This is a genomic window from Pseudomonas sp. L7, from assembly GCF_046605565.1.
GTDB lineage: Bacteria > Pseudomonadota > Gammaproteobacteria > Pseudomonadales > Pseudomonadaceae > Aquipseudomonas > Aquipseudomonas wayambapalatensis.
The window spans coordinates 1,989,172-2,010,113 of the sequence record NZ_CP176784.1 but is presented as its reverse complement, the minus strand read 5'-3'; the positions used below and the strand labels follow the sequence as shown (position 1 = coordinate 2,010,113).

The window sequence follows — 20,942 nt, the reverse complement described above, 5'->3', positions numbered from 1 at the left end:
GCACCCACAGGGGAAACGGGTTGCCTCTCTATATCTATTCAGCGCTTGTCGATCGGCACGAACTGGCGCTGCTCGACGCCGGTGTACTCGGCGCTCGGGCGGATGATGCGGTTGTTGGCACGCTGTTCGAACACGTGCGCCGCCCAGCCGGTCAGGCGCGAGCAGACGAAGATCGGGGTGAACAGCTTGGTCGGGATGCCCATGAAGTGATACGCCGAGGCATGGTAGAAATCGGCGTTGGGGAACAAGCGCTTCTGCTCCCACATGGTCTTGTCGATGGCCTCGGACACCGGGTACAGCACCTTGTCGCCCACTTCGTCAGCCAACTGCTTCGACCAACCCTTGATCACCTCGTTGCGCGGGTCGGACTCTTTGTAGATGGCGTGGCCGAAGCCCATGATCTTGTCCTTGCGCTCAAGCATGCGCAGCAGTTCGGCAGCGGCCTCCTGCGGGCTCTGGAAGCGCTCGATCAGCTCCATCGCCGCCTCGTTGGCGCCGCCGTGCAGCGGGCCGCGCAGCGAGCCGATGGCTGCCGTGACGCAGGAGTAAAGGTCCGACAGGGTCGAGGCACAGACCCGTGCGGTGAAGGTCGAGGCGTTGAATTCGTGCTCGGCGTAGAGGATCAGCGAGACGTTCATCACCTTCACGTGCAGGTCGCTGGGCTTCTTGCCATGCAGCAGGTGCAGGAAGTGGCCACCGAGGGTGTCCTCGTCACTGCTGCAGTCGATACGCACACCGTGGTGGGTGAAGCGGTACCAGTAGCACATCACCGCCGGGAACAGCGCCAGCAGGCGATCGGTCTTGTCGCGCTGGGCGTCGAAGGTCAGCTCCGGCTCCAGGGTACCGAGCACCGAGCAACCGGTGCGCATCACATCCATTGGATGGGCGTCGCGCGGAATACGCTCGAGCACTTCCTTGAGCGCTTGCGGCAGGTCGCGCAGGCCCTTGAGCTTGTGCTTGTAGTCGGCCAGCTCGGACTTGCTCGGCAGTTCACCATAGAGCAGCAGGTAGGCGACTTCCTCGAACTCGGCGCCAGCGGCCAGGTCGCGCACATCGTAGCCACGATAGGTCAGGCCGGCACCGGCCTGGCCGACGGTCGACAGCGCGGTCTGCCCGGCCACCTGGCCACGCAGGCCGGCACCACTGAGTACTTTTGCTTCGGCCATGGTGTTTCTCCTTTCTTGAATTTGTTATGAAGTCGTTCTGGCTAATCTGCAGCGATCGTACCGGCCCTATCGCGGGACAAGCCCGCTCCTACAGAGGACTGCGTGATCCTTGTGGGAGCGGGCTTGCCCCGCGATGGGGCCGACACCGCCGGCATGGCTTACCCTTTCTTCTGCGCAAACAGCGCATCGAGGCTCTGCTCGAACGCGTGATAACCAATGGCATCGTAGAGCTCCATGCGAGTCTGCATGGTGTCGATCACATTCTTTTGAGTACCGTCGCGGCGCAGGGCGGCGTAGACGTTCTCGGCAGCCTTGTTCATGGCGCGGAACGCCGACAGTGGATACAGCACCAGCGATACACCGACCGACGCCAGCTCGTCGGTGGTGTACAGCGGCGTGGCACCGAACTCGGTGATATTGGCCAGGATCGGCGCCTTCACCCGGTCGGCGAAGGTCTTGTACATCTGCAGCTCGGTGATGGCTTCGGGGAAGATCATGTCGGCGCCGGCCTCGACGCACGCCTGGGCACGGTCCAATGCCGCATTCAAGCCTTCCACCGCCAGGGCGTCGGTACGCGCCATGATCACGAAGCTGTCGTCAGTACGCGCATCCACTGCCGCCTTGATACGGTCGACCATCTCCTGCTGCGAGACGATCTCTTTGTTCGGCCGATGACCACAGCGCTTGGCACCGACCTGATCCTCGATGTGAATGGCCGCAGCGCCGAACTTGCTCATCGAGCGCACCGTGCGGGCGACGTTGAACGCCGAGGCACCAAAGCCGGTGTCGACATCCACCAGCAGCGGCAGATCGCACACATCGGTGATCCGGCGGACATCGGTCAGCACGTCGTCCAGCCCACTGATGCCCAGGTCCGGCAGGCCCAGGGAGCCGGCAGCGACACCGCCACCGGACAGGTAGATGGCCTTGAACCCGGCGCGCTTGGCCAGCAGCGCATGGTTGGCGTTGATGGCTCCGACTACCTGCAGCGGATGCTCGGCGGCTACGGCGTCGCGAAAACGCTGACCGGGGGTGCTCTTCACAGTCATGACTCACCTCGTGGGCTGTTGTTGTGGGCGTCCTGGTAGTGACGCTCGATATTGCGCTTGGACGCACCGATATGGCGGCGCATCAGGAGTTCGGCCAGCTCGCCGTCACGGTCGGCGATGGCATCGAGTATGCGGTGGTGTTCGGCGAAGGCCTGGCGCGGACGGTTGGGGGTGGCCGAGAACTGGATGCGATACATGCGCACCAACTGGTACAGCTCGCCGCAGAGCATCTTGACCAGGGTCTGGTTGCCGCTGCCCTGGATGATTCGATAGTGGAAGTCGAAATCGCCTTCCTGCTGGTAGTAGCCAAGCCCAGCCTGGAATGCCGCATCGCGCTCGTGGGTGTCGAGCACCTGGCGCAGTTCGTCGATCTGGGCCACTGTCATGCGCTCAGCGGCCAGCCTGCAGGCCATGCCTTCGAGCGATTCGCGGATTTCGTACAGCTCTATCAGCTCGGCATGGTTGAGCGATACCACCCGCGCACCGACATGCGGCACACGCACCAGCAGGCGCTGACCCTCGAGGCGATGAATGGCCTCGCGCAGCGGGCCGCGGCTGATACCGTAGGTGCGGGCCAGCTCCGGCTCGGAAATCTTGCTGCCCGGGGCGATATCCCCCTTCACGATGGCCGCCTGGATGCGCCGAAAGACATTCTCTGAAAGCGTTTCGGACTCATCTGCAACCGGTGCGAGGGCCTGAGGGGCTTCAAGCATGATTGTCGACACCTTGCAAATTGATAGCGCCAAAACTAGCCAAATGAAGGCGCATAGTCAAAGACAAAAACAACATTGTCGACAATTGTCTAATAACGAACTTACCCCGCACTGTCGCGGTCTCATCGCAGCGCGCTGGCGTCAAGACGTCGGCGTGATAGAATGCCGCGCTTCCCAAGGATTACGGATAGTGTGCCTGTCATCATTTCATGCTGTTGACAGATGAACGAGGCGCTTGCGCCCTGCCCCGAACACAGACAGCACCGCGCCAGGACTATGAGACCCACGTTTTATTCACTGTTGTTCAGCCTCGCCTTGCTGCCGGCGCTTGGCCATGCGGCCGAAAAGACCGTGTACGGCCTGAACGAATACGCCCGCCTGGGCGATCTTGACCTTGAAGTGGCCGCCAAGCTCGACACCGGCGCCAAGACCGCCTCGCTCAGCGCACGCGACATCAAGCGCTTCAAGCGCGATGGCGAAAGCTGGGTGCGCTTCTACCTGGCCATCGACGCCGCCCACAAGCACCCCATCGAACGCCCACTGGCCCGCGTCAGCAAGATCAAGCGGCGTGCCGGTGACTACGACCCGGACGAAGGCAAGGCCTACACCGCCCGCCCGGTGATCGAACTGAACATCTGCATGGGCCAGGCCCTGCGCACCATCGAAGTCAACCTCACCGACCGCAGCGCCTTCCAGTTCCCGCTGCTGATTGGCTCCGAGGCACTCAAGCACTTCGACGCGCTGGTCGACCCCAGCCTCAAATACGCCGCCGGCAAACCTGCCTGTGCCACCGAAGCTCCCAAAGTAGAGTAATTCCGATGCGCTCTCTTACCCTGCACCTGAAAGTCCTGATCACCATCCTGGTGCTGCTGGGCGTGACGGTCACGTGCTACCAGATCTTCATCCTGGGCATCCCGGTGACCGAAGACGAGACCGACGATCTGTGGAACATCGACGCCAAGGTCGAGTTCGTCGCCAGTCCCAAGGACCCGGTGAAGATCCAGATGTTCGTGCCGCCGCTGAACCGCGACTACGTTAGCCTCAACGAGAGCTTCATCTCCAACAACTACGGGGTCAGCGTCAATCGCACCGACGGCAATCGCAAGGTCACCTGGTCGGCTCGCCGCGCCAGTGGCAACCAGACCCTGTACTACCGCCTGGTCCTGACCAAGCGCTACAGCACCGAGAAAGCCAAGATCAAGGGTCCGACCTTCCGTGACAGCCTGGCGGTCGAAGGCCCCGAAAAGATCGCCGCCGAAGCACTGATGGCACCGATTCGCCAACACTCTGCCGACGTCGAGACCTTCGTCAGCGAAACCATCAAGCGTGTCAACAACGCCAACGACGACAACGCCAAGCTGCTGCTGGCCGGCGACAACTCCCCCATGAAGAAAGCCCAGGTCATCGACCTGCTGCTGTCGATCGCCCACGTGCCGATGGAAAAGGTCCATACCATCCGCCTGGTTGCCGACACCCCGCAGAGCCCTGAGCTGTGGCTGCGCAGCTTCAACGGCAACGCCTGGCTGTACTTCAACCCGGAAACCGGCGAGCAAGGCCTGCCCAGTGACCGCCTGCTGTGGTGGACCGGCGATGAAAACCTGATCACCGTCGATGGCGGCAAGAAGGCCACCGTCACCTTCAGCATGAACAACAGCGAGATGAACGCCATCCGCCTGGCCAAGCTGACCGACGAGAACACCGACGCCGACTTCCTCGAATACTCCCTGTACGGCCTGCCGCTGCAAACCCAGCAGACCTTCATGATCATGGTGATGATCCCGATCGGCGTGCTGGTCATCCTCGTACTGCGCAACCTGATCGGCATTCAGACCCTTGGCACCTTCACCCCGGTGCTGATTGCCCTGGCCTTCCGCGAAACGCAGCTAGGCTTCGGCATCGTGCTGTTCACGGTGATCACCGCCCTGGGCCTTTCGCTGCGCTCCTATCTTGAACACCTGAAGCTGCAGATGCTGCCCCGCCTGTCGGTGGTGCTGACCTTCGTCGTGGTGCTGATCGCTGCGATCAGCCTGTTCAGCCACAAGCTGGGCCTGGAGCGCGGGCTGTCGGTGGCGCTGTTCCCGATGGTGATCCTGACCATGACCATCGAGCGCCTGTCGATCACCTGGGAAGAACGTGGCGGCGGCCATGCGATGAAAGTCGCCGTCGGCACCCTGTTCGCAGCCTCGCTGGCGCACCTGCTGATGACCGTGCCGGAAGCCGTGTACTTCGTCTTCACCTTCCCGGCCGTGCTGCTGATCCTGGTGGGCTTCATGCTGGCGATGGGTCGCTATCGCGGCTACCGCCTGACCGAGCTCGTTCGCTTCAAGGCATTCCTGAAGAAGGCTGACGCCTGATGTTCGGACTGATCAAGACGTGGAAAGCCCTGGAGGCCCGGGGCATCATGGGTATCAACCGGCGCAACGCGGACTATGTTCTGAAGTACAACAAACGCCACCTGTACCCGATCGTCGACGACAAGATCATCACCAAGGAGCGCGCACTGGCGGCCGGTATCCATGTGCCGGAGATGTACGGCATCATCGAAACCGAAAAAGAGATCGAAAAGCTCGACGAGATCATCGGCGGGCGTAGCGACTTCGTGATCAAGCCAGCGCAGGGCGCTGGCGGCGATGGCATCCTGGTAGTCGCCGACCGCTTTGAGGACCGTTATCGCACGGTCTCTGGCAAGATCATCAGCCATGAGGAAATCGAGCACCAGATCTCGAGCATTCTCACCGGGCTGTATTCGCTGGGTGGGCACCGCGACCGAGCCCTGATCGAGTACCGCGTCACCCCCGACCAGATCTTCAAGAGCATCAGCTACGAAGGCGTGCCTGACATCCGCATCATCGTGCTGATGGGCTACCCCGTGATGGCCATGCTGCGCCTGCCGACCCGCCAGTCCGGCGGCAAGGCCAACCTGCACCAGGGTGCGATCGGCGTCGGCGTGGACCTCGCCACTGGCGTCACCCTGCGCGGCACCTGGCTGAACCGGATCATCAGCAAACACCCGGACACCACCAACGCAGTGGACGGCGTGCAGCTGCCGAACTGGGACGGCTTCATGAAGCTGGCTGCCAGTTGCTACGAGCTGTGCGGGCTGGGCTACATCGGCGTGGACATGGTGCTAGACCAGGACAAGGGCCCGCTGATCCTGGAGCTCAACGCCCGCCCCGGCCTGAACATCCAGATCGCCAACGACTGCGGCCTGACCCAGCGCACCCACGCCATCGAGGCGCATATCGAGGCGCTGGCCAAGGACGGCATCAGCGAAGATGCCGAGACTCGCGTGCGGGTGGCACAGGGGCTGTTCGGCCACGTCGTCCAGCAATGACTCCAGCACAGGCCGTCCCTGCAGGGGCGGCCTGCTCCAACTGGTGCTAGGCACTTTTCCTACAGCGGCCTACAATCCCCCTCCTTGATTTTCATCGCCGTCCATTCCGATGCCGACCTGTACGCTGCACCCCCTGCCCTACCAGCCCGATCCTGCGCATTACTTCAGCCGCTTGCGCCTGGCCCCCGGCGCCATCCTGCTCGACAGCGCCCGTCCGGTCGCCGAGCGCGGGCGCTTCGACCTGTTCAGTGCCTGGCCGCTGCAACAACTGCAAGCACAGAATGGCGAAAGCGGCGAAAGCTATCTGCAGCGGTTGCGCCAGGCGCTGGCGGGGCTTGGCGAGGCTACGCTGCCCGAGGGCAGCAAACTGCCGTTCGCCGGCGGACTGATCGGCTACCTGAGCTATGACTTCGGCCGGCGCCTGGAGCATCTACCGCACCTGGCGACAGACGACCTCGGCCTGCCCGATGCGCAACTGGGCCTGTACGCCTGGGCTGCCATCACCGACCACCAGCTGCGCACCAGCCAACTGGTGTTCCATCCCGCCTTGCCCAGCAGCGAACGCGAGCGCCTGATCCGCCTGTTCGAGGGCGATGACAGGTCACCCAACGGAACCTTCAAGCTGCTCGCGCCCATGCAGGGCGACCTTCGTGCCGAGCAGTACCACGCGGCCTTCGATCAGGTACAACGCTACATCCACGCCGGAGACTGCTACCAGATCAACCTCACGCAGCGCTTTCGCGCCCCCTGCCAGGGCGATCCGTGGCAGGCGTACCAAGCGCTGCGCAGCGCCTGCCCGACGCCCTTCTCCGGCTTCCAGCAGTTGAGCCCAGACAGCGCACTGCTGAGTTTTTCGCCAGAGCGCTTCATCCGAGTCAATCAGGGCGACGTCGAGACTCGCCCAATCAAAGGCACCCGCCCACGCTCGCCAGACCCGGAGCAAGACCTGCGCAACGCTCGCGAGTTGCAAGCCAGCACCAAGGATCGCTCGGAGAACCTGATGATCGTCGACCTGCTGCGCAACGACATCGGCCGTACCTGCGAGATCGGTTCGGTGAAGGTGCCGGAATTGTTCAGCCTGGAGAGCTACCCCAACGTCCACCACCTGGTCAGCAGCGTCACCGGACGCCTGGCCGTCGGCAAGGATGCATTGGACCTGATCGCCGGCAGTTTCCCCGGCGGCTCGATCACCGGGGCTCCGAAGATCCGCGCCATGCAGATCATCGATGAACTGGAGCCGACACGCCGGGCACTGTACTGCGGGTCGCTGCTATACGTTGACGTGCGCGGCGAGATGGACAGCTCGATCGCCATCCGCAGCCTGCTGATCAAGGATGGCCAGGTCAGTTGCTGGGGCGGTGGCGCCGTGGTGGCTGATTCGGCGTGGGAGGCCGAATACGAGGAGTCGATCGCCAAGGTGCGGGTGTTGATGGAGACCTTGCAGGGCCTATAGCCGATGATTCGCCTGTAGGAGCGGCGGTTCGGCGCCCCGACTTGCCCGCGAAGCAGGCACCCTCTATTCGAGCCCGTCTACCCCGCCATTTTTTGTTACCATCGCCCCATTACGAGCGCACAGCGCCATACACACGATGGAAACCGCCTGATGAGCCAACCCTTCGACGTCGCCGCCCTGGCCGCGACCTATGCCAGCAAGTCCCCGCAGGACATTCTCAAGCTCGCCTTCGAACACTTCGGCGACGACCTGTGGATCTCATTCAGCGGTGCCGAGGACGTGGTGCTGGTAGACATGGCCTGGAAGCTGAACAAGCAAGTCAAGGTGTTCAGCCTCGACACCGGTCGCCTGCACCCGGAAACCTATCGCTTCATCGACCAGGTTCGCGAGCAGTACAACCTGCCAATCGAAATCCTCAGCCCGGATCGCGCCAAGCTCGATCCTTTCGTCAAGGAAAAGGGCCTGTTCAGTTTCTACAAGGATGGCCATGGCGAATGCTGTGGCATCCGCAAGATCGAGCCGCTGCGTCGCAAGCTGGCCACCGTCAGCGCCTGGGCCACCGGCCAGCGCCGCGATCAGAGCCCTGGCACCCGCAGCCAGGTCGCGGCACTGGAGATCGATTCGGCGTTCTCCACGCCCGAACGCACCCTGTACAAGTTCAACCCCCTGGCGCAGATGAGCAGCGCGGAAGTCTGGGGTTATATCCGCATGCTCGAGCTGCCGTACAACAGCCTGCACGAACGCGGCTTCATCAGCATCGGCTGCGAACCCTGCACCCGCCCGGTGCTGCCGAACCAGCACGAGCGTGAAGGACGCTGGTGGTGGGAAGAGTCGACTCAAAAGGAATGCGGGCTGCACGCCGGCAACCTGATCAGCAAGGCCTGAAAACAAACGGGGCAAGCCCGCACCTACACAAAACCTGTAGGAGCGGGCCTGCCCCGCGATAGGCCGCGACGCGGCCCCTGCCTCATGCCAACTCAGTGCACGGGCAGCTCAACCCCTTCGAACAGTTCTTCCAGCTCCTGCTTGTTGTGGCACTGGATCGCCTTGGCCATCACTTCGCGGGTCAGGTGCGGCGCGAACTTCTCGATGAAATCGCACATGAAGCCACGCAGGAAAGTGCCACGGCGGAAGCCGATCTTGGTGATACTGGCTTCGAACAGCTCGCTCGCATCCAGGCACACCAGGTCGCTGTCGAGCTTCGGATCGACCGCCATCTTCGCGACGATGCCCACACCCAGGCCCAGGCGTACATAAGTCTTGATCACATCGGCGTCTGCGGCGGTGAACACCACCTTCGGGGTCAGGCCGCGATGGTTGAACGCTTCGTCGAGCTTGGAACGGCCCGTGAAACCGAACACGTAGGTGACGATGGGGTACTCGGCCACCGCTTCGAGGGTCAGCTTCGGCAGCTTGGTCAGAGGGTGCCCCTGGGGCACCACCACGCAACGATTCCATTTGTAGCACGGCATCATGATCAGGTCGCCGAACAGCTCCAGCGCCTCGGTGGCGATGGCGAAATCGACAGTGCCGTCAGCGGCCATCTCGGCGATCTGCATCGGCGAGCCCTGGTGCATGTGCAGGGATACTTCAGGGTACTGCTTGATGAAGTTGCTGATCACAGGAGGCAAAGCATAGCGGGCCTGGGTGTGGGTGGTCGCGATGGACAGCGTGCCCTTCTTCTCGTTGGAGAACTCCTGGGCGATCTGCTTGATGCTTTCGACCTTGCGCAGGATCTCGCCAGCGGTGGTGATGATGCGCTCGCCCGCCGGGGTGACGCGGGTCAGGTGCTTGCCGCTGCGGGCGAAGACTTCGACGCCCAGTTCGTCCTCGAGGAGACGGATCTGCTTGCTGATCCCGGGCTGAGAGGTGTACAGGCTCTGCGCGGTCGCGGAGACGTTGAGGTCATGGTGCGCTACTTCCCAGATATAGCGCAGTTGTTGAAGCTTCATAGATTCCCCTCGAATCAGCGGTAGGTCACCGGCTGCTGGCAGCGACGATTTATAACTATATTAGTGGTAAGAGAAATAAATCTAGAACTATTTTGTTACACCCCAAGGAAAAGACCTACCGCCAGCTTCAGACTTTCCTACGCCCCAAATGCTGTGCCAACGGCACCATGTACACCGGCACCGGTGACAGTTGCAGCAGCCGTACCGCTGTGCGGCCAATCGGCACATCGACACCCGCGCCCTCGGCATGGCTGCCGAAGATCAACAGGTCGACCGCCAGGCGCTGGGCCTGCTCCAGAATCACCTGCGCAGGATCCCCCTGGCGCACCCGCACGGCCTTGATCACCGCCAGATCGGCCGCCTCGCCCAATTCCTCGCGAAAATTTTCCAGCACCCGCTGCTCGATGTTGGCCATCACCGTGTTGACCCCCTGGGAGTGCAGGCGGTCGAGGGTCTGCTCATCGAGATAACTTTGCAGTAACGACTCGGCGAACTGGCCCATGGGTTCGACGGCGTGGATCACGTACAACTCTGCGTTGAAGGTCCGCGCCAGGGCCAAGGCGTGCTGCATGACGAAGGGCGCGTAGACGCCGAGATCGGTGGCGTACAGCATGGAACGGATCATTCGGCCTCCTCCACTGCCACGGGGGCAGAGCAAGCTACAGCTTAGCAGTGCCGTGGAGAGCCGCTTCGCCGTCCGGCGCAGCGGCCAGCCATACGCTTCAGCCCGCGCAGTTGCGCCGGTCGATGAACGCCAGCGCCTGGTACAGCGCTTCCATCTTCGGCAAGTGGCAACCGGCCTCGCGGGCACGGGCCAGGGGTTCGCCGTAGATCACCTGCAACTCCAGCGGCCGCTGCTGAGCATGATCGTGGTACATGCTCGGCCAGTAGTCAGGCATCTGCTCGGTGACCCGGAACAGGTGCTCGGCATAGCCTTCCGGCAGTGGATGCCCGCAGGCCCGTGCGCCCTCGACCACTTCGGCCATCAGCCCACGAATCAGCGCGCGGCTGTCGGGGTCGCCCATCAGAGGCGTCGTGCTGGCCTGCAGCAACACCGACAGGCCGTTGTACGGCACGTTCCACACCAGCTTCTGCCAGCGCGCCTGAACGAGGTTGTCCATCGGCTGCGAGTCGACCCCCGCAGCGCGGAACAATTCGGCGCCCTCGGCGACAATGGCTGCACCGCGGTCGTCGCTGGGGCCGCTGTGGTAACCCAGGTTGACCGCGCCCAGTGCCTGGTGGCGGATCACCCCGGGCGCTTCGCGGTTCACACAGATAAAGCACAGCCCCCCGAGCAGGTGCATGTCGTCGCGCAACGCGCCACGCAACTGCTCCTCGACGCCCAGGCCATTCTGCAGCAACACCACCTTGGCACCGGGCGCTCCCGCCTGGACGATCAGCGGCGCCAACTCGGCGTTACTGGTGGCCTTGGTGCCGATCAGCAACCAGTCGCACTGCGGCATGTCACTGGCCGAGGCATAGGCCTGGACCTTCATCTGCAGCTCTCCGTGCACGGCGCTGTTCAGGGTCAGCCCCTGCTCATGCACCACGCCATATTCGCTGCGCAGCAGAAAGTGCACGTCAAAACCGCCACGCGCCAGCATCAGCCCATAGAAGCCACCGATGGCACCGCTACCGATGATGCCGATGCGTTTGTTACGAGGATCCATACCGCTCTCCTGTCGAAGCGATGACTGTCTGTCCGATTTTCTTACAGTGAATCAGCCGGTTTGCAATCCTTCACTATACTCAGGCCATGAAGGTCAAATAATCGACACGGAGTCGACGATGTGTGGATTTCTGCCTCACCCTGACGGGATTCCGGTCGAGCTGAATCTTCGCCCGTCTCCCAGCCTGTTCCGTCGGCACCTGCATACCCTGGGGCTTGGCGGCATCGCTTGCAACCATCCGCGTGCCTACCGTCGCGGCACTGCAGTGGAAGTGGTCATTCCTTCATTGGGCGCACAGGCACGCTATGCCGGTTATGTTGCCTGGTGCCAGCGGCTGGATGCTGGCTACCGCGTGGGCATCGCCTTCACCGACGACCAGGCGCTGTTCGGCGCACGCATGGGTGAGCAGGTTTGCCATATTCATCATTACTGCCAACTGCACCAGCAACATGACCTGCAGGGCGAACAGGCGCAGGCGTTGGCACAGCAGTGGATCGCCCAGCACGGCGCCGAATTCTCCGAAGCAGCGCTGCTGGGCGAACACCCCCTGATGTCGCCGCCCTCGGCGAGCCCACTGCGCGATCCTTGTATCGCGATCGGCCTGCAAGGCAGCTCGCGCACGGGCAAGTCACCTTTTCAGCGCTGACAGCCCCCTGCCCATTGTCGCGCCCGATGTAACGCGCTAAGGTTCGGCTCCCCGCTGCGAACAATCTGCTGCTGGGCCGCACGGGGTTTGCTGGCGGCCGGCACCCGTGACCTGACGAGTAACACGATGGCTGATTTACCGATCGATGACCTCAACGTTGCCTCCAACGAGACCCTGATCACCCCCGATCAGCTGAAGAAAGAGATTCCCCTCAGCGCCAAGGCCCTGCAGACCGTGACTGCCGGCCGTGAAGTGGTGCGCAACATCCTCGACGGCAAGGACCATCGCCTGTTCGTCGTGATCGGCCCCTGCTCGATCCACGACATCAAGGCTGCCCACGAGTACGCCGACCGTCTCAAGGTACTGGCCGAAGAAGTCTCCGACACTCTCTATCTGGTCATGCGCGTGTATTTCGAGAAGCCTCGTACCACCGTAGGCTGGAAAGGCTTGATCAACGACCCCTACCTGGATGACTCGTTCAAGATCCAGGACGGCCTGCACATTGGTCGCCAATTGCTGCTGGACCTGGCCGAGAAGGGCCTGCCGACCGCGACCGAAGCCCTCGACCCGATCTCCCCGCAATACCTGCAGGACCTGATCAGCTGGTCGGCCATCGGTGCCCGTACCACCGAATCCCAAACCCACCGTGAAATGGCCTCGGGCCTGTCTTCGGCGGTCGGCTTCAAGAACGGCACCGACGGCGGCCTGACCGTGGCGATCAACGCCCTGCAGTCGGTGTCCAAGCCCCACCGCTTCCTGGGTATCAACCAGGAAGGCGGCGTGTCGATCGTCACCACCAAAGGCAACGCCTACGGCCACGTGGTGCTGCGTGGCGGCAACGGCAAACCCAACTACGATTCGGTCAGCGTTGCCCTGTGCGAACAGGACCTGGCCAAGGCCAAGATCAAGGCCAACATCATGGTCGACTGCAGCCACGCCAACTCCAACAAGGACCCGGCGTTGCAGCCGCTGGTGATGGAGAACGTCGCCAACCAGATTCTGGAAGGCAACCAGTCGATCATCGGCCTGATGGTCGAAAGCCACCTGAACTGGGGCTGCCAGGCCATTCCGAAAAACCTTGAAGACCTGCAATACGGTGTTTCGGTGACCGACGCCTGCATCGATTGGGCCGCTACCGAGAAGAGCCTGCGCAGCATGCACGCCAAGCTCAAGGATGTGCTGCCCAAGCGCCAGCGCGGCTGATACGCACGCAAACGAAAACGCCGGGCAATTGCCCGGCGTTTTCGTTGGTGCGGTGTCGATTCAGGCCTTGGTCGAGTGGCGCTGCTGGCGCTCCATGTAACGCTCGACGTAAGAGCATGATGGAATCACGGTGTAGCCCATTTGTTCGGCGTACTCCAGGGCCTTTTCAGTCAAGGCGGCGGCGATGCCACGACCACGCAGGGCGTTGGGGACGAAGGTGCGATAGATGTCCAGCGTCTGCTTGCCCAGATCCATGTACGTCAGGTAGGCACGATGACCGTCCACGTTGGTCTCGAACTGATGACCGGCCTGGTCATGGTGGATGGTCAGCGCGTCACTCATCACTACTCCTCGCAGGTCTTTTGGCAGACCTTTGCCTTGACCGATGGTTTATCCGGCGGAGGAACCTCAACGCCACTCATGCCCCTTGGACCGTGGTCCATCAGCAATCGTTCGACGCCCGGGACACCCAAATAGTAGGCGTGCAACGCGGGATTGCTCAAGGTGCACATGGCTAAAAATTCCATGCAAGCGGGTTGGGCCGCCGGTGCCGGTCGACACCAAACAGCCCGCCGGATGTTCTACGGGGTAAGACGTTTGAGGACCGTGAAAGTCACCCTTAGTTCAACAAAAAGTTTCCTTGGTACAACCGCTTGCGTCCGATTTGCGGGGTCTTCACACTTTCTTTACAAACCCCGTCACACGCGGCCCGTGGCAACATTTTTTTTGCAGTTCTTGCGCTCTGTCAGTTTACTTACTACAAGTAATGGGTACTATGTACGCCGGCCAGTTTCTCTTTTCCGAGAGATGGCTATTTAATAGAAAGTCCTTGAAGGGGAACACGATGAACAACGTTCTGAAATTCTCTGCTCTGGCTCTGGCCGCAGTTCTGGCTACCGGTTGCAGCAGCGTATCCAAAGAAACCGAAGCTCGTCTGACTGCGACTGAAGACGCAGCAGCTCGCGCTCAAGCCCGTGCCGACGAAGCCTACCGTAAGGCTGACGACGCTCTGGCAGCCGCTCAGAAGGCTCAGCAGACCGCTGACGAAGCCAACGAGCGCGCCCTGCGTATGCTGGACAAAGCCAGCCGCAAGTAATAATCCTCACGGATTGTTATGGAGCCGGCCCACTTGTGGGCCGGTTTTTTTATTGCCCGAAAAAAGACCTCTCTCACCTCGCCTCCCGCCTCCCAAAAAACGAAAAAGCCTGCACGATGGCAGGCCTTTCGGTTCAAGCAGGCAAGGGCTTACTGCAGCTCTGGCGGGATGCTCGACACCATCGGCGCAGCGCCTTGCCCATTGACCGGCACGGCGATCTCGACCGGCATGCCGTCCTCGGCGGCCACCACGTCACGAACCATGTCCCAGTTCATACGCAGGTTGTTGGTCAAGTCTTCACGCTTGAGCAGTGCATTGATGACGGCCGTGTGCTTGTCGACCACCGACGGGTTGCCATGGTCGTCCAACGGCGTGTGTGCCTCGAGATAGACCTTGCCACCACTCACGCCGAACTTGTAAGGCTCGTTGATGATCCGCACCGGGGTGCCCACCGGTACCATCTTGGAGAGCGCCACCACGTTGTTGTTGAGCATGCGGAAGCAGCCGTGGCTGGTGCGCATGCCGATGCCGAACTTCTTGTTCGAACCGTGGATCAGGTAGCCCGGCAGGCCCAGGGTGAACTTGAACGGACCCAGCGGGTTGTCCGGGCCGGCCGGCACGACAGCAGGCAGGATATCGCCATCAGCGGCGTGTTCAGCGCGAATCGAGGCCGGCGGCGTCCAGGTCGGGTTCGGTGTCTTGGCGGTGATCTTGGTGATCGCGATCGGTGAGCCCCAGCCTTCACGGCCGATCCCCAGCGGGAAGGTGTGCACCACGTTCTCGCCTTTCGGGTAGTAGTACAGGCGGTACTCGGCCAGGTTGATGACGATCCCCTCGCGCGGCCCGGGTGGCAGGACGTAACGGGTCGGCAGGATGATCTCGGTGCCAGCCCCCGGCAACCAGGGATCGACGCCCGGGTTCGCGGCGATCATCTCCAGGTAGCCCAGGTCGTTGGCCGTACCGATGTCGGCGAAGGTGTCTTCGTACTTGGCCTTGATCGTCCGGACCTGGCCGACGACGTCTTCGCCGGGCGGTGGCAATGGCAGCTCCAGCGCGACGGCAGGACCGGTCAGCAGCAAGGCGGCCAGGGACAGGCAACGGGTGACGGCGGGAAAGCGCGGCAACATCCGGTAAATCCTTCGAAAGAGGGTTCAAGACATTCGATTGTACACCCGCCCGGATTCAAGCGGGAGGCATCGGCAGGCGTTGCAAGGGTTACAAATGATGAAAGGTGAGCTCAGAGCTCCGGCCACACCGGGCGTGTACCCCGGCGCTGGGCATCGAGGATGGCCCGGCACAGCGGGCACAGGCGTTCGTCGCGATAGACCACGCGCTCGACCGACGACCAGCGCGGCTGCGCCGGCAGCAAGCCGCCACACAAGGTGCGGTCGACCGGAGCACCCAGTTCGAGCTGGCGGGCGGCGAGATGGACACGGACTTCCTGGCAGGCGAACAGGTCGAGCTGCTCGTCGGGCTCGATCAGTTGATAGGCATACAGGGACCAGGCGGGGCGTGGCATCGGTGGCACTCGAAACGGGGGGCGCAACATTAGCCGAAAGCGGCCCCCGATAAAAGCGTCAGAGCAAGGGTTTTATCGTCGGCCAGGCATTCTCCAGCAGGCGCTGCTGGGCGCCTTGGGCCGGATGGATGCCGTCGGCCTGCATCATCTCCGCTACCCCACCTATGCCCTCCAGAAAGAACGGCACCAAGGCCACCTTCTTTTCGTTCGCCAACTGCTCATAGACCTGGGCGAACGCGGTGGTATAGCGCGCGCCATAATTCGGCGGCAGCCGCATCCCGAGCAACACCACCTTGGCGCCGGCCTCACGGGAGCGATCGATCATCGAGGCAAGATTTTGTTGCAATTGTTGTGGAGGTTGCCCACGCAGCCCGTCGTTCCCGCCCAGCTCCAGCACCACCAGATCAGGCTTGTGCGCTGCAAGCAGCGCCGGCAGCCGCGCCTGGCCACCTGCGCTGGTGTCGCCACTGATCGAGGCATTGACCACGCGGTCGGTAAAACCCTCGTCCTTCAGGCGCTTTTCCAGGAGCGTGACCCATCCCTGGCGGGTATCCAGGCCAAAACCGGCGCTGATACTATCGCCGACAACCAGCACCGTTCCCGCCGCCGCGCCCTGGGCCAGGCAACACAGGGCCAGACCGGCACTCAACCACCACATTCGCATCGGATTCTCCATGGGCCCCAGCATTCTCGTTGCGCAGAACCTTAGCAAAGTGGTCCCCAGCGCGGAAGGCGACCTCACCATCCTTCACCCGCTTTCCCTCGACCTTGACCAAGGCGACAGCCTGGCCATCGTCGGTGCATCCGGCTCCGGCAAGTCGACCCTGCTCGGTTTGCTCGCAGGCCTTGACCGCCCCAGCGATGGCAGTGTCGTGCTCGCCGGTCACGACCTCGGCCCCCTCGACGAAGACCAGCGGGCACGGGTGCGTGCCGAACACGTCGGTTTCGTGTTCCAGTCGTTCCAGTTGCTCGACAGCCTCAATGCCCTGGAAAACGTCATGTTGCCCCTGGAGCTGGACGGTCGCCGCGACGCCCGCGAACAGGCCCGCACCCTGCTCGAACGGGTCGGCCTGGGCCAGCGCCTGAGCCACACCCCACGCCAACTGTCCGGCGGCGAGCAGCAACGGGTGGCGATCGCCCGCGCCTTCGCGGCGCACCCGGCAGTGCTGTTCGCCGACGAACCCACCGGCAATCTCGACAGCCATACCGGCGAGCGCATCAGCGACCTGCTGTTCGAGCTCAACAAGGAACGCGGCACTACCTTGGTGCTGGTGACCCATGACGAACGGCTGGCCAAGCGCTGCCGTCGCCTGATCCGCCTGGACGCCGGACGCCTGGTGGCGCCCCTGGAGCCATGATGACCCGCCTGCCGTTCATGCGCCTGTGCGCCCTGGCCATGCGCCAACTGCTGCGTGACGCTCGCGCCAGTGAAGTACGGGTACTGTTCTTCGCGCTCCTGGTGGCCGTCGCCGCCAGCACCGCCATCGGTTACTTCGGCGCCCGCCTCAACGGTGCCATGCAATTGCGGGCCAGCGAATTCCTCGCTGCCGACCTGGTACTGCAGGGTTCCTCCGCTGCCCAGGCGGCGCAGATCGACGCCGGCACTTCGCGCGGCCTGACCCACGCTCGCGTAGTGGAGTTCACCAGCGTGGTAGCCGCCGATGCTGGCATCCAGTTGTCGAGCATCAAGGCCATCGACCCGTCCTACCCGCTGCGCGGCCAACTGCGCAGCGCCGCCACGCCCTATGGCAGCGAAACGCCCGGCGGCGGGCCGGCGCCCGGCGAAGCCTGGGTCGAGGCACGCCTGCTGGCGGCACTGGGGCTGTCACTGGGCGACAGCATCGACGTGGGCATGAAGACCCTGCGCATGACCCGGGTGCTGACCTACGAACCGGATCGCGCCGGCAACTTCTACAGCCTCACCCCGCGAGTGCTGATGAACATCGCCGACCTGGACGCCACCGGCGTGATCCAGCCAGGAAGCCGGGTCACCTATCGCGACCTGTGGCGCGGCGAGCCGGACATCCTCGTGCAGTATCGCCAGGCGGTGGAGAAGGATCTTGCTGCCAACCAGCGGCTGCTCGACACCCGTGATGGCAACCGCCAGATTGGCGGCGCGCTGGGTCGCGCCGAACGCTACCTGAACATGGCCAGCCTGGTGGCGGTACTGCTGGCCGGCGTGGCCGTGGCGCTTTCGGCCAGCCGCTACGCCGCCCGCCGCCTGGACGCCAGCGCCCTGCTGCGCTGCCTGGGGCTGTCACGACACCAGGCGTTGGGCCTGTACTCGCTGCAACTGGCAATGCTGGGGCTGGTGGCGGCACTGGCCGGCGCCCTGCTTGGCTGGCTCGCGCAACTGGGGCTGTTCGCCCTCCTGCAGGGGCTGCTGCCCAGCACCGTGCCACCGGGCGGCATCGCCCCGGCACTGGCCGGCATCGGCACCGGCCTGGTGGCGCTGGCCGGCTTCGCCCTGCCACCGCTCGCCGCACTGGGCCGAGTGCCGCCCCTGCGTGTGCTGCGCCGCGACCTGCTGCCAGTTCCGCCCAGCAGTTGGCTGGTCTATGGCGCCGCATTGTTCGCCCTGGGCCTGATCATGTGGCGCCTGAGCCTCGACCTGCTGCTGACCTTCGCCCTGCTCGGCGGCGGCATGATCGCCGCGCTGCTGCTCGGCGGCCTGCTACTGCTCGGCTTGCGCAGCCTGCGCCGGTTGCTGGTCGGTTCGCCGCTGCCCTGGCGCCTGGGGCTGGGCCAGTTGCTGCGCCATCCGCTGGCAGCCGCCGGCCAGGCGCTGGCCTTCGGCCTGATCCTGCTGGCCATGGCCCTGGTCGCGCTATTGCGCGCCGAGTTGCTGGACAACTGGCAGGCGCAGCTACCCAAGGATGCCCCCAACCACTTCGCCCTGAACATCCTGCCAGACGAGCGCGAACCCTTTGCCCAGCGCCTGCGCGAGGTCAATGCCACCTCGGCGCCGCTGTACCCGGTGATCCCCGGCCGTCTCACCCATATCAACGATCAGCCGGTACAACAGTTGGTGAGCAAGGAGTCCACCGGCGACCGTGCCGTGCAGCGTGACCTGAGCCTGACCTGGGCTGCCGAACTGCCCCAGGGTAATGCCTTGAGCGAAGGCGACTGGTGGCAGACACCACCGCCGGCCGACGGACCACCCGCGGTATCGGTCGAGGCGGAGCTGGCCGCAAGCCTCAAGCTCAAGCTGGGCGATCTGCTGACCTTCGACATTGGCGGCGAGCACCGCCAGGCACGGGTCAGCAGCCTGCGTACGGTGCACTGGGACAGCTTCCAGCCGAACTTCTACATGATCTTCCAGCCCGGCACCTTGCAAGGCCTGCCCGCCACCTACCTGACCAGCTTCTACCTCGCACCGGGGCACGATACCGACGTGGTCGCCCTGTCGCGGGCGTTTCCGGCGGTGACCATCCTCCAGGTCGATGCGCTGCTGGGGCAACTGCGCAGCATCCTCGCCCAGGTCACGTTGGCGGTGGAGTACGTACTGCTGTTCGTGCTCGCGGCAGGCCTTGCGGTGTTGTTCGCCGGCCTGCAGGCCACCCTGGACGAGCGTATCCGCCAAGGCGCGCTACTGCGCGCCCTGGGCGCCGGTCGTGCACTACTGGTCAAGGCCCGGCGCATCGAGTTCGGCCTGCTTGGCGCCGCCAGCGGCCTGCTCGCAGCCCTGGGCTGCGAACTGATCACCTGGGCCCTGTATCGTTACGCCTTCGACCTGCACTGGGCGCCCCACCCCTGGCTGTTGGTGCTGCCACTGTTGGGCGCGATCCTGGTAGGCGGTGCCGGTGTGTTCGGCACCCGCCGCGCACTCAATGCGACACCACTGAGCGTACTGCGCGAGACTTGAGCCGATGGCGCCAGCTCGCCGTGCCCACCAGCACGGTGAGCAGCACCATTGGCGTCCCCACCAGCAAGGCCAGTTGCCTCACGTCCAGATCCGGCCAGTGGCTGGCAACCAGCCCATAGGCCGCACCGCTGGCCATCTGCAGGAAAAAGAACTGCCCGGTGGACAGCCCGATGTCCTGCTGCACACAGCGCAGCAACCCAGCCTGGGTGGCCGGGATCACCATGCCAGTACTCAGCAGGATCGCCATCATCGGCACGACGAAGGCGCCCGCCGTCGGCCCGATCCAATGGACTGCCAGCCACAGGCCGCCCCAGCCGACAGTGCCGATGCCGGCCCCCACAGCCAGGATCTGCGTCAGGTCATGCCTGCGACTCAGGCGCCGGGCCAGGAAACTGCCGGTGACATAACCCAGTGCACAGATCGCAATGAGGGCGCCGTACTCGAACGCACTGAACCCCAGCAATCTCTGGAAGGCGTAGGATGACGAGGACAGGAACGCAAAGTAGCTCATCCAGACCAGGCTGATACAACTCGCGAGAAAGACGAACGCTCCCGTGCCCAGATTGCGCCTGTACACGCGCAGGATCGTGCCCACCGCAACACCCTGCCCCGTGCCCGGCAGGCGAGGCACAAGGCGCCAGAACACGAGCAGCACCAGCAGGTTGAACACCCCCACTAGCCCCAGTATACCGCGCCACCCCACTTGCGGCAGCAGCGCCCCGCCCAGCAGCGGCGCAAGGCACGGCGTGATAGCGATGGCCGAAGCCAGCGTAGTGAGAATGCCCATGCGCTCGTGCTCGGCGAACACCTCGCGCACCACCATGCGTGTCGTTACCGTGCCGACGCAGCCGCCCAGGGCCTGCAGCAGACGGCCAATCATGAACGGAACGAAAGACGTCGCACTGGCCGCAAGCCCTGTGCCGAGCACAGCCAGCAACAGCCCGCCCAACTGCACTGCGCGCGGCCCGTAGCGATCGCTCAAAAGCCCAGCCAGCATCATCGACAGCGCATAGCCGACCATATACATCACCAAGGTGCTCTGTACCTGACCAAGGCCAGACTGCAGCTGCTCGGCCAGTTGTACCGAGGCTGGCACCATGATGCCGAGACCGACCTGCGGTACCACCACCGCACTCAGCAAGGCCACTGACAATCCGGGCCGGTTCATGGCCGCACCCGCAACGCAAAAGACAATCGGACGGGCGAACGCAGCCCCACCGCTCTACACATGGTTCAATGTTCCTTGAATGAAGGTTCGGGACGCCTGAAGGGCACG

Annotated in this window: 20 protein-coding genes and 1 pseudogene; 10 read left to right on the top strand and 11 right to left on the bottom strand. The window is 63.5% G+C overall.

Features of this window, described 5'->3' with window-relative positions:
- Positions 1-38 precede the first annotated feature (38 nt).
- The 3 genes from prpC to ACK3BK_RS09385 form a co-directional block, all read right to left on the bottom strand.
- Positions 39-1,166 (bottom strand): 2-methylcitrate synthase, encoded by a 1,128-nt coding sequence (prpC, locus tag ACK3BK_RS09395; protein ID WP_186709263.1) that lies wholly within the window; start codon positions 1,164-1,166, stop codon positions 39-41.
- Between the two features lie 158 nt (positions 1,167-1,324).
- Positions 1,325-2,215, bottom strand: coding sequence for a methylisocitrate lyase (gene prpB, locus ACK3BK_RS09390; protein WP_411384160.1), 891 nt, complete (start codon positions 2,213-2,215; stop codon positions 1,325-1,327).
- Positions 2,212-2,928 (bottom strand): GntR family transcriptional regulator, encoded by a 717-nt coding sequence (locus ACK3BK_RS09385; RefSeq protein ID WP_186669550.1) that lies wholly within the window; start codon positions 2,926-2,928, stop codon positions 2,212-2,214. Before ACK3BK_RS09385 ends, prpB begins: the two co-directional genes overlap by 4 nt.
- 276 nt (positions 2,929-3,204) lie before the next feature.
- Here ACK3BK_RS09385 and ACK3BK_RS09380 point away from each other — a divergent pair, with 276 nt between their 5' ends.
- The 5 genes from ACK3BK_RS09380 to ACK3BK_RS09360 all read left to right on the top strand — a co-directional run bounded on the left by ACK3BK_RS09380 (position 3,205) and on the right by ACK3BK_RS09360 (position 8,600).
- Positions 3,205-3,741: an ATP-dependent zinc protease gene (locus ACK3BK_RS09380; protein ID WP_186669553.1), complete on the top strand. Its 537-nt coding sequence runs from the start codon at positions 3,205-3,207 to the stop codon at positions 3,739-3,741.
- A 5-nt stretch (positions 3,742-3,746) separates the two neighbouring features.
- Positions 3,747-5,282: an inactive transglutaminase family protein gene (locus ACK3BK_RS09375; RefSeq protein ID WP_186669555.1), complete on the top strand. Its 1,536-nt coding sequence runs from the start codon at positions 3,747-3,749 to the stop codon at positions 5,280-5,282.
- Positions 5,282-6,262: an alpha-L-glutamate ligase-like protein gene (locus tag ACK3BK_RS09370; protein ID WP_063544141.1), complete on the top strand. Its 981-nt coding sequence runs from the start codon at positions 5,282-5,284 to the stop codon at positions 6,260-6,262. Before ACK3BK_RS09375 ends, ACK3BK_RS09370 begins: the two co-directional genes overlap by 1 nt.
- 109 nt (positions 6,263-6,371) lie before the next feature.
- Positions 6,372-7,715 (top strand): aminodeoxychorismate synthase component I, encoded by a 1,344-nt coding sequence (gene pabB / locus ACK3BK_RS09365; RefSeq protein WP_411384159.1) that lies wholly within the window; start codon positions 6,372-6,374, stop codon positions 7,713-7,715.
- A 150-nt stretch (positions 7,716-7,865) separates the two neighbouring features.
- Positions 7,866-8,600, top strand: coding sequence for a phosphoadenylyl-sulfate reductase (locus ACK3BK_RS09360; protein WP_054895447.1), 735 nt, complete (start codon positions 7,866-7,868; stop codon positions 8,598-8,600).
- A 92-nt stretch (positions 8,601-8,692) separates the two neighbouring features.
- Here the strand turns inward: ACK3BK_RS09360 and cysB are convergent, their stop codons facing one another.
- The 3 genes from cysB to ACK3BK_RS09345 all read right to left on the bottom strand — a co-directional run bounded on the left by cysB (position 8,693) and on the right by ACK3BK_RS09345 (position 11,337).
- A complete protein-coding gene (cysB, locus tag ACK3BK_RS09355; protein WP_054895446.1) occupies positions 8,693-9,667 on the bottom strand; it encodes an HTH-type transcriptional regulator CysB in 975 nt (324 codons plus the stop codon).
- A gap of 127 nt (positions 9,668-9,794) precedes the next feature.
- Positions 9,795-10,292, bottom strand: a complete 498-nt coding sequence (locus ACK3BK_RS09350; RefSeq protein WP_151924055.1) for a universal stress protein — start codon at positions 10,290-10,292, stop codon at positions 9,795-9,797.
- A 97-nt stretch (positions 10,293-10,389) separates the two neighbouring features.
- On the bottom strand, positions 10,390-11,337 hold the full coding sequence (locus ACK3BK_RS09345) for a putative 2-dehydropantoate 2-reductase (protein WP_411384158.1): 948 nt from the start codon (positions 11,335-11,337) through the stop codon (positions 10,390-10,392).
- 118 nt (positions 11,338-11,455) lie between these two features.
- Here ACK3BK_RS09345 and ACK3BK_RS09340 point away from each other — a divergent pair.
- Both ACK3BK_RS09340 and ACK3BK_RS09335 read left to right on the top strand, forming a co-directional pair.
- Positions 11,456-11,866: pseudogene (locus tag ACK3BK_RS09340) on the top strand (PilZ domain-containing protein); the annotation flags it as partial.
- A 243-nt stretch (positions 11,867-12,109) separates the two neighbouring features.
- On the top strand, positions 12,110-13,186 hold the full coding sequence (locus ACK3BK_RS09335; protein ID WP_054895443.1) for a 3-deoxy-7-phosphoheptulonate synthase: 1,077 nt from the start codon (positions 12,110-12,112) through the stop codon (positions 13,184-13,186).
- Between the two features lie 60 nt (positions 13,187-13,246).
- On the opposite strand, the gene ACK3BK_RS09330 is transcribed toward ACK3BK_RS09335, so the two are convergent.
- Positions 13,247-13,528, bottom strand: coding sequence for a GNAT family N-acetyltransferase (locus ACK3BK_RS09330; RefSeq protein WP_186669564.1), 282 nt, complete (start codon positions 13,526-13,528; stop codon positions 13,247-13,249).
- Positions 13,529-14,030: 502 nt separating this feature from the next.
- On the opposite strand from ACK3BK_RS09330, the gene oprI reads away from it, so the two are divergent.
- Positions 14,031-14,282 (top strand): outer membrane lipoprotei OprI, encoded by a 252-nt coding sequence (gene oprI / locus ACK3BK_RS09325; RefSeq protein WP_003259780.1) that lies wholly within the window; start codon positions 14,031-14,033, stop codon positions 14,280-14,282.
- Positions 14,283-14,431: 149 nt separating this feature from the next.
- Here the strand turns inward: oprI and ACK3BK_RS09320 are convergent, their stop codons facing one another.
- From ACK3BK_RS09320 to ACK3BK_RS09310, 3 genes are all read right to left on the bottom strand, one after another.
- Positions 14,432-15,409, bottom strand: coding sequence for a L,D-transpeptidase family protein (locus ACK3BK_RS09320; RefSeq protein WP_186669565.1), 978 nt, complete (start codon positions 15,407-15,409; stop codon positions 14,432-14,434).
- Between the two features lie 110 nt (positions 15,410-15,519).
- On the bottom strand, positions 15,520-15,801 hold the full coding sequence (locus ACK3BK_RS09315; protein ID WP_186711412.1) for a hypothetical protein: 282 nt from the start codon (positions 15,799-15,801) through the stop codon (positions 15,520-15,522).
- A 58-nt stretch (positions 15,802-15,859) separates the two neighbouring features.
- Positions 15,860-16,465 (bottom strand): arylesterase, encoded by a 606-nt coding sequence (locus ACK3BK_RS09310; RefSeq protein WP_186669567.1) that lies wholly within the window; start codon positions 16,463-16,465, stop codon positions 15,860-15,862.
- A 10-nt stretch (positions 16,466-16,475) separates the two neighbouring features.
- On the opposite strand from ACK3BK_RS09310, the gene ACK3BK_RS09305 reads away from it, so the two are divergent.
- Together ACK3BK_RS09305 and ACK3BK_RS09300 are read left to right on the top strand one after the other, a co-directional pair.
- The gene (locus ACK3BK_RS09305) at positions 16,476-17,159 is read left to right on the top strand and encodes an ABC transporter ATP-binding protein (protein ID WP_063544135.1); all 684 of its coding nucleotides are present in this window, start codon (positions 16,476-16,478) and stop codon (positions 17,157-17,159) included.
- Positions 17,159-19,666, top strand: a complete 2,508-nt coding sequence (locus ACK3BK_RS09300; protein ID WP_411384157.1) for an ABC transporter permease — start codon at positions 17,159-17,161, stop codon at positions 19,664-19,666. Before ACK3BK_RS09305 ends, ACK3BK_RS09300 begins: the two co-directional genes overlap by 1 nt.
- Here the strand turns inward: ACK3BK_RS09300 and ACK3BK_RS09295 are convergent.
- On the bottom strand, positions 19,629-20,834 hold the full coding sequence (locus ACK3BK_RS09295; protein ID WP_411384156.1) for an MFS transporter: 1,206 nt from the start codon (positions 20,832-20,834) through the stop codon (positions 19,629-19,631). The two genes, ACK3BK_RS09300 and ACK3BK_RS09295, sit on opposite strands and share 38 nt — an antisense overlap.
- Between the last annotated feature and the right edge of the window lie 108 nt (positions 20,835-20,942).

Excerpts from the sequence above, each read along its gene's own strand:
- prpC (WP_186709263.1), bottom strand. The coding sequence starts at position 1,166 with ATGGCCGAAGCAAAAGTACTCAGTGGTGCCGGCCTGCGTGGCCAGGTG.
- ACK3BK_RS09315 (WP_186711412.1), bottom strand. The coding sequence starts at position 15,801 with ATGCCACGCCCCGCCTGGTCCCTGTATGCCTATCAACTGATCGAGCCC.
- pabB (WP_411384159.1), top strand. The coding sequence starts at position 6,372 with ATGCCGACCTGTACGCTGCACCCCCTGCCCTACCAGCCCGATCCTGCG.
- ACK3BK_RS09350 (WP_151924055.1), bottom strand. The coding sequence starts at position 10,292 with ATGATCCGTTCCATGCTGTACGCCACCGATCTCGGCGTCTACGCGCCC.
- ACK3BK_RS09295 (WP_411384156.1), bottom strand. The coding sequence starts at position 20,834 with ATGAACCGGCCCGGATTGTCAGTGGCCTTGCTGAGTGCGGTGGTGGTA.
- ACK3BK_RS09330 (WP_186669564.1), bottom strand. The coding sequence starts at position 13,528 with ATGAGTGACGCGCTGACCATCCACCATGACCAGGCCGGTCATCAGTTC.
- ACK3BK_RS09380 (WP_186669553.1), top strand. The coding sequence starts at position 3,205 with ATGAGACCCACGTTTTATTCACTGTTGTTCAGCCTCGCCTTGCTGCCG.
- ACK3BK_RS09310 (WP_186669567.1), bottom strand. The coding sequence starts at position 16,465 with ATGCGAATGTGGTGGTTGAGTGCCGGTCTGGCCCTGTGTTGCCTGGCC.
- cysB (WP_054895446.1), bottom strand. The coding sequence starts at position 9,667 with ATGAAGCTTCAACAACTGCGCTATATCTGGGAAGTAGCGCACCATGAC.
- prpB (WP_411384160.1), bottom strand. The coding sequence starts at position 2,215 with ATGACTGTGAAGAGCACCCCCGGTCAGCGTTTTCGCGACGCCGTAGCC.
- ACK3BK_RS09375 (WP_186669555.1), top strand. The coding sequence starts at position 3,747 with ATGCGCTCTCTTACCCTGCACCTGAAAGTCCTGATCACCATCCTGGTG.
- oprI (WP_003259780.1), top strand. The coding sequence starts at position 14,031 with ATGAACAACGTTCTGAAATTCTCTGCTCTGGCTCTGGCCGCAGTTCTG.
- ACK3BK_RS09335 (WP_054895443.1), top strand. The coding sequence starts at position 12,110 with ATGGCTGATTTACCGATCGATGACCTCAACGTTGCCTCCAACGAGACC.
- ACK3BK_RS09360 (WP_054895447.1), top strand. The coding sequence starts at position 7,866 with ATGAGCCAACCCTTCGACGTCGCCGCCCTGGCCGCGACCTATGCCAGC.
- ACK3BK_RS09305 (WP_063544135.1), top strand. The coding sequence starts at position 16,476 with ATGGGCCCCAGCATTCTCGTTGCGCAGAACCTTAGCAAAGTGGTCCCC.
- ACK3BK_RS09300 (WP_411384157.1), top strand. The coding sequence starts at position 17,159 with ATGACCCGCCTGCCGTTCATGCGCCTGTGCGCCCTGGCCATGCGCCAA.
- ACK3BK_RS09385 (WP_186669550.1), bottom strand. The coding sequence starts at position 2,928 with ATGCTTGAAGCCCCTCAGGCCCTCGCACCGGTTGCAGATGAGTCCGAA.
- ACK3BK_RS09345 (WP_411384158.1), bottom strand. The coding sequence starts at position 11,337 with ATGGATCCTCGTAACAAACGCATCGGCATCATCGGTAGCGGTGCCATC.
- ACK3BK_RS09320 (WP_186669565.1), bottom strand. The coding sequence starts at position 15,409 with ATGTTGCCGCGCTTTCCCGCCGTCACCCGTTGCCTGTCCCTGGCCGCC.
- ACK3BK_RS09370 (WP_063544141.1), top strand. The coding sequence starts at position 5,282 with ATGTTCGGACTGATCAAGACGTGGAAAGCCCTGGAGGCCCGGGGCATC.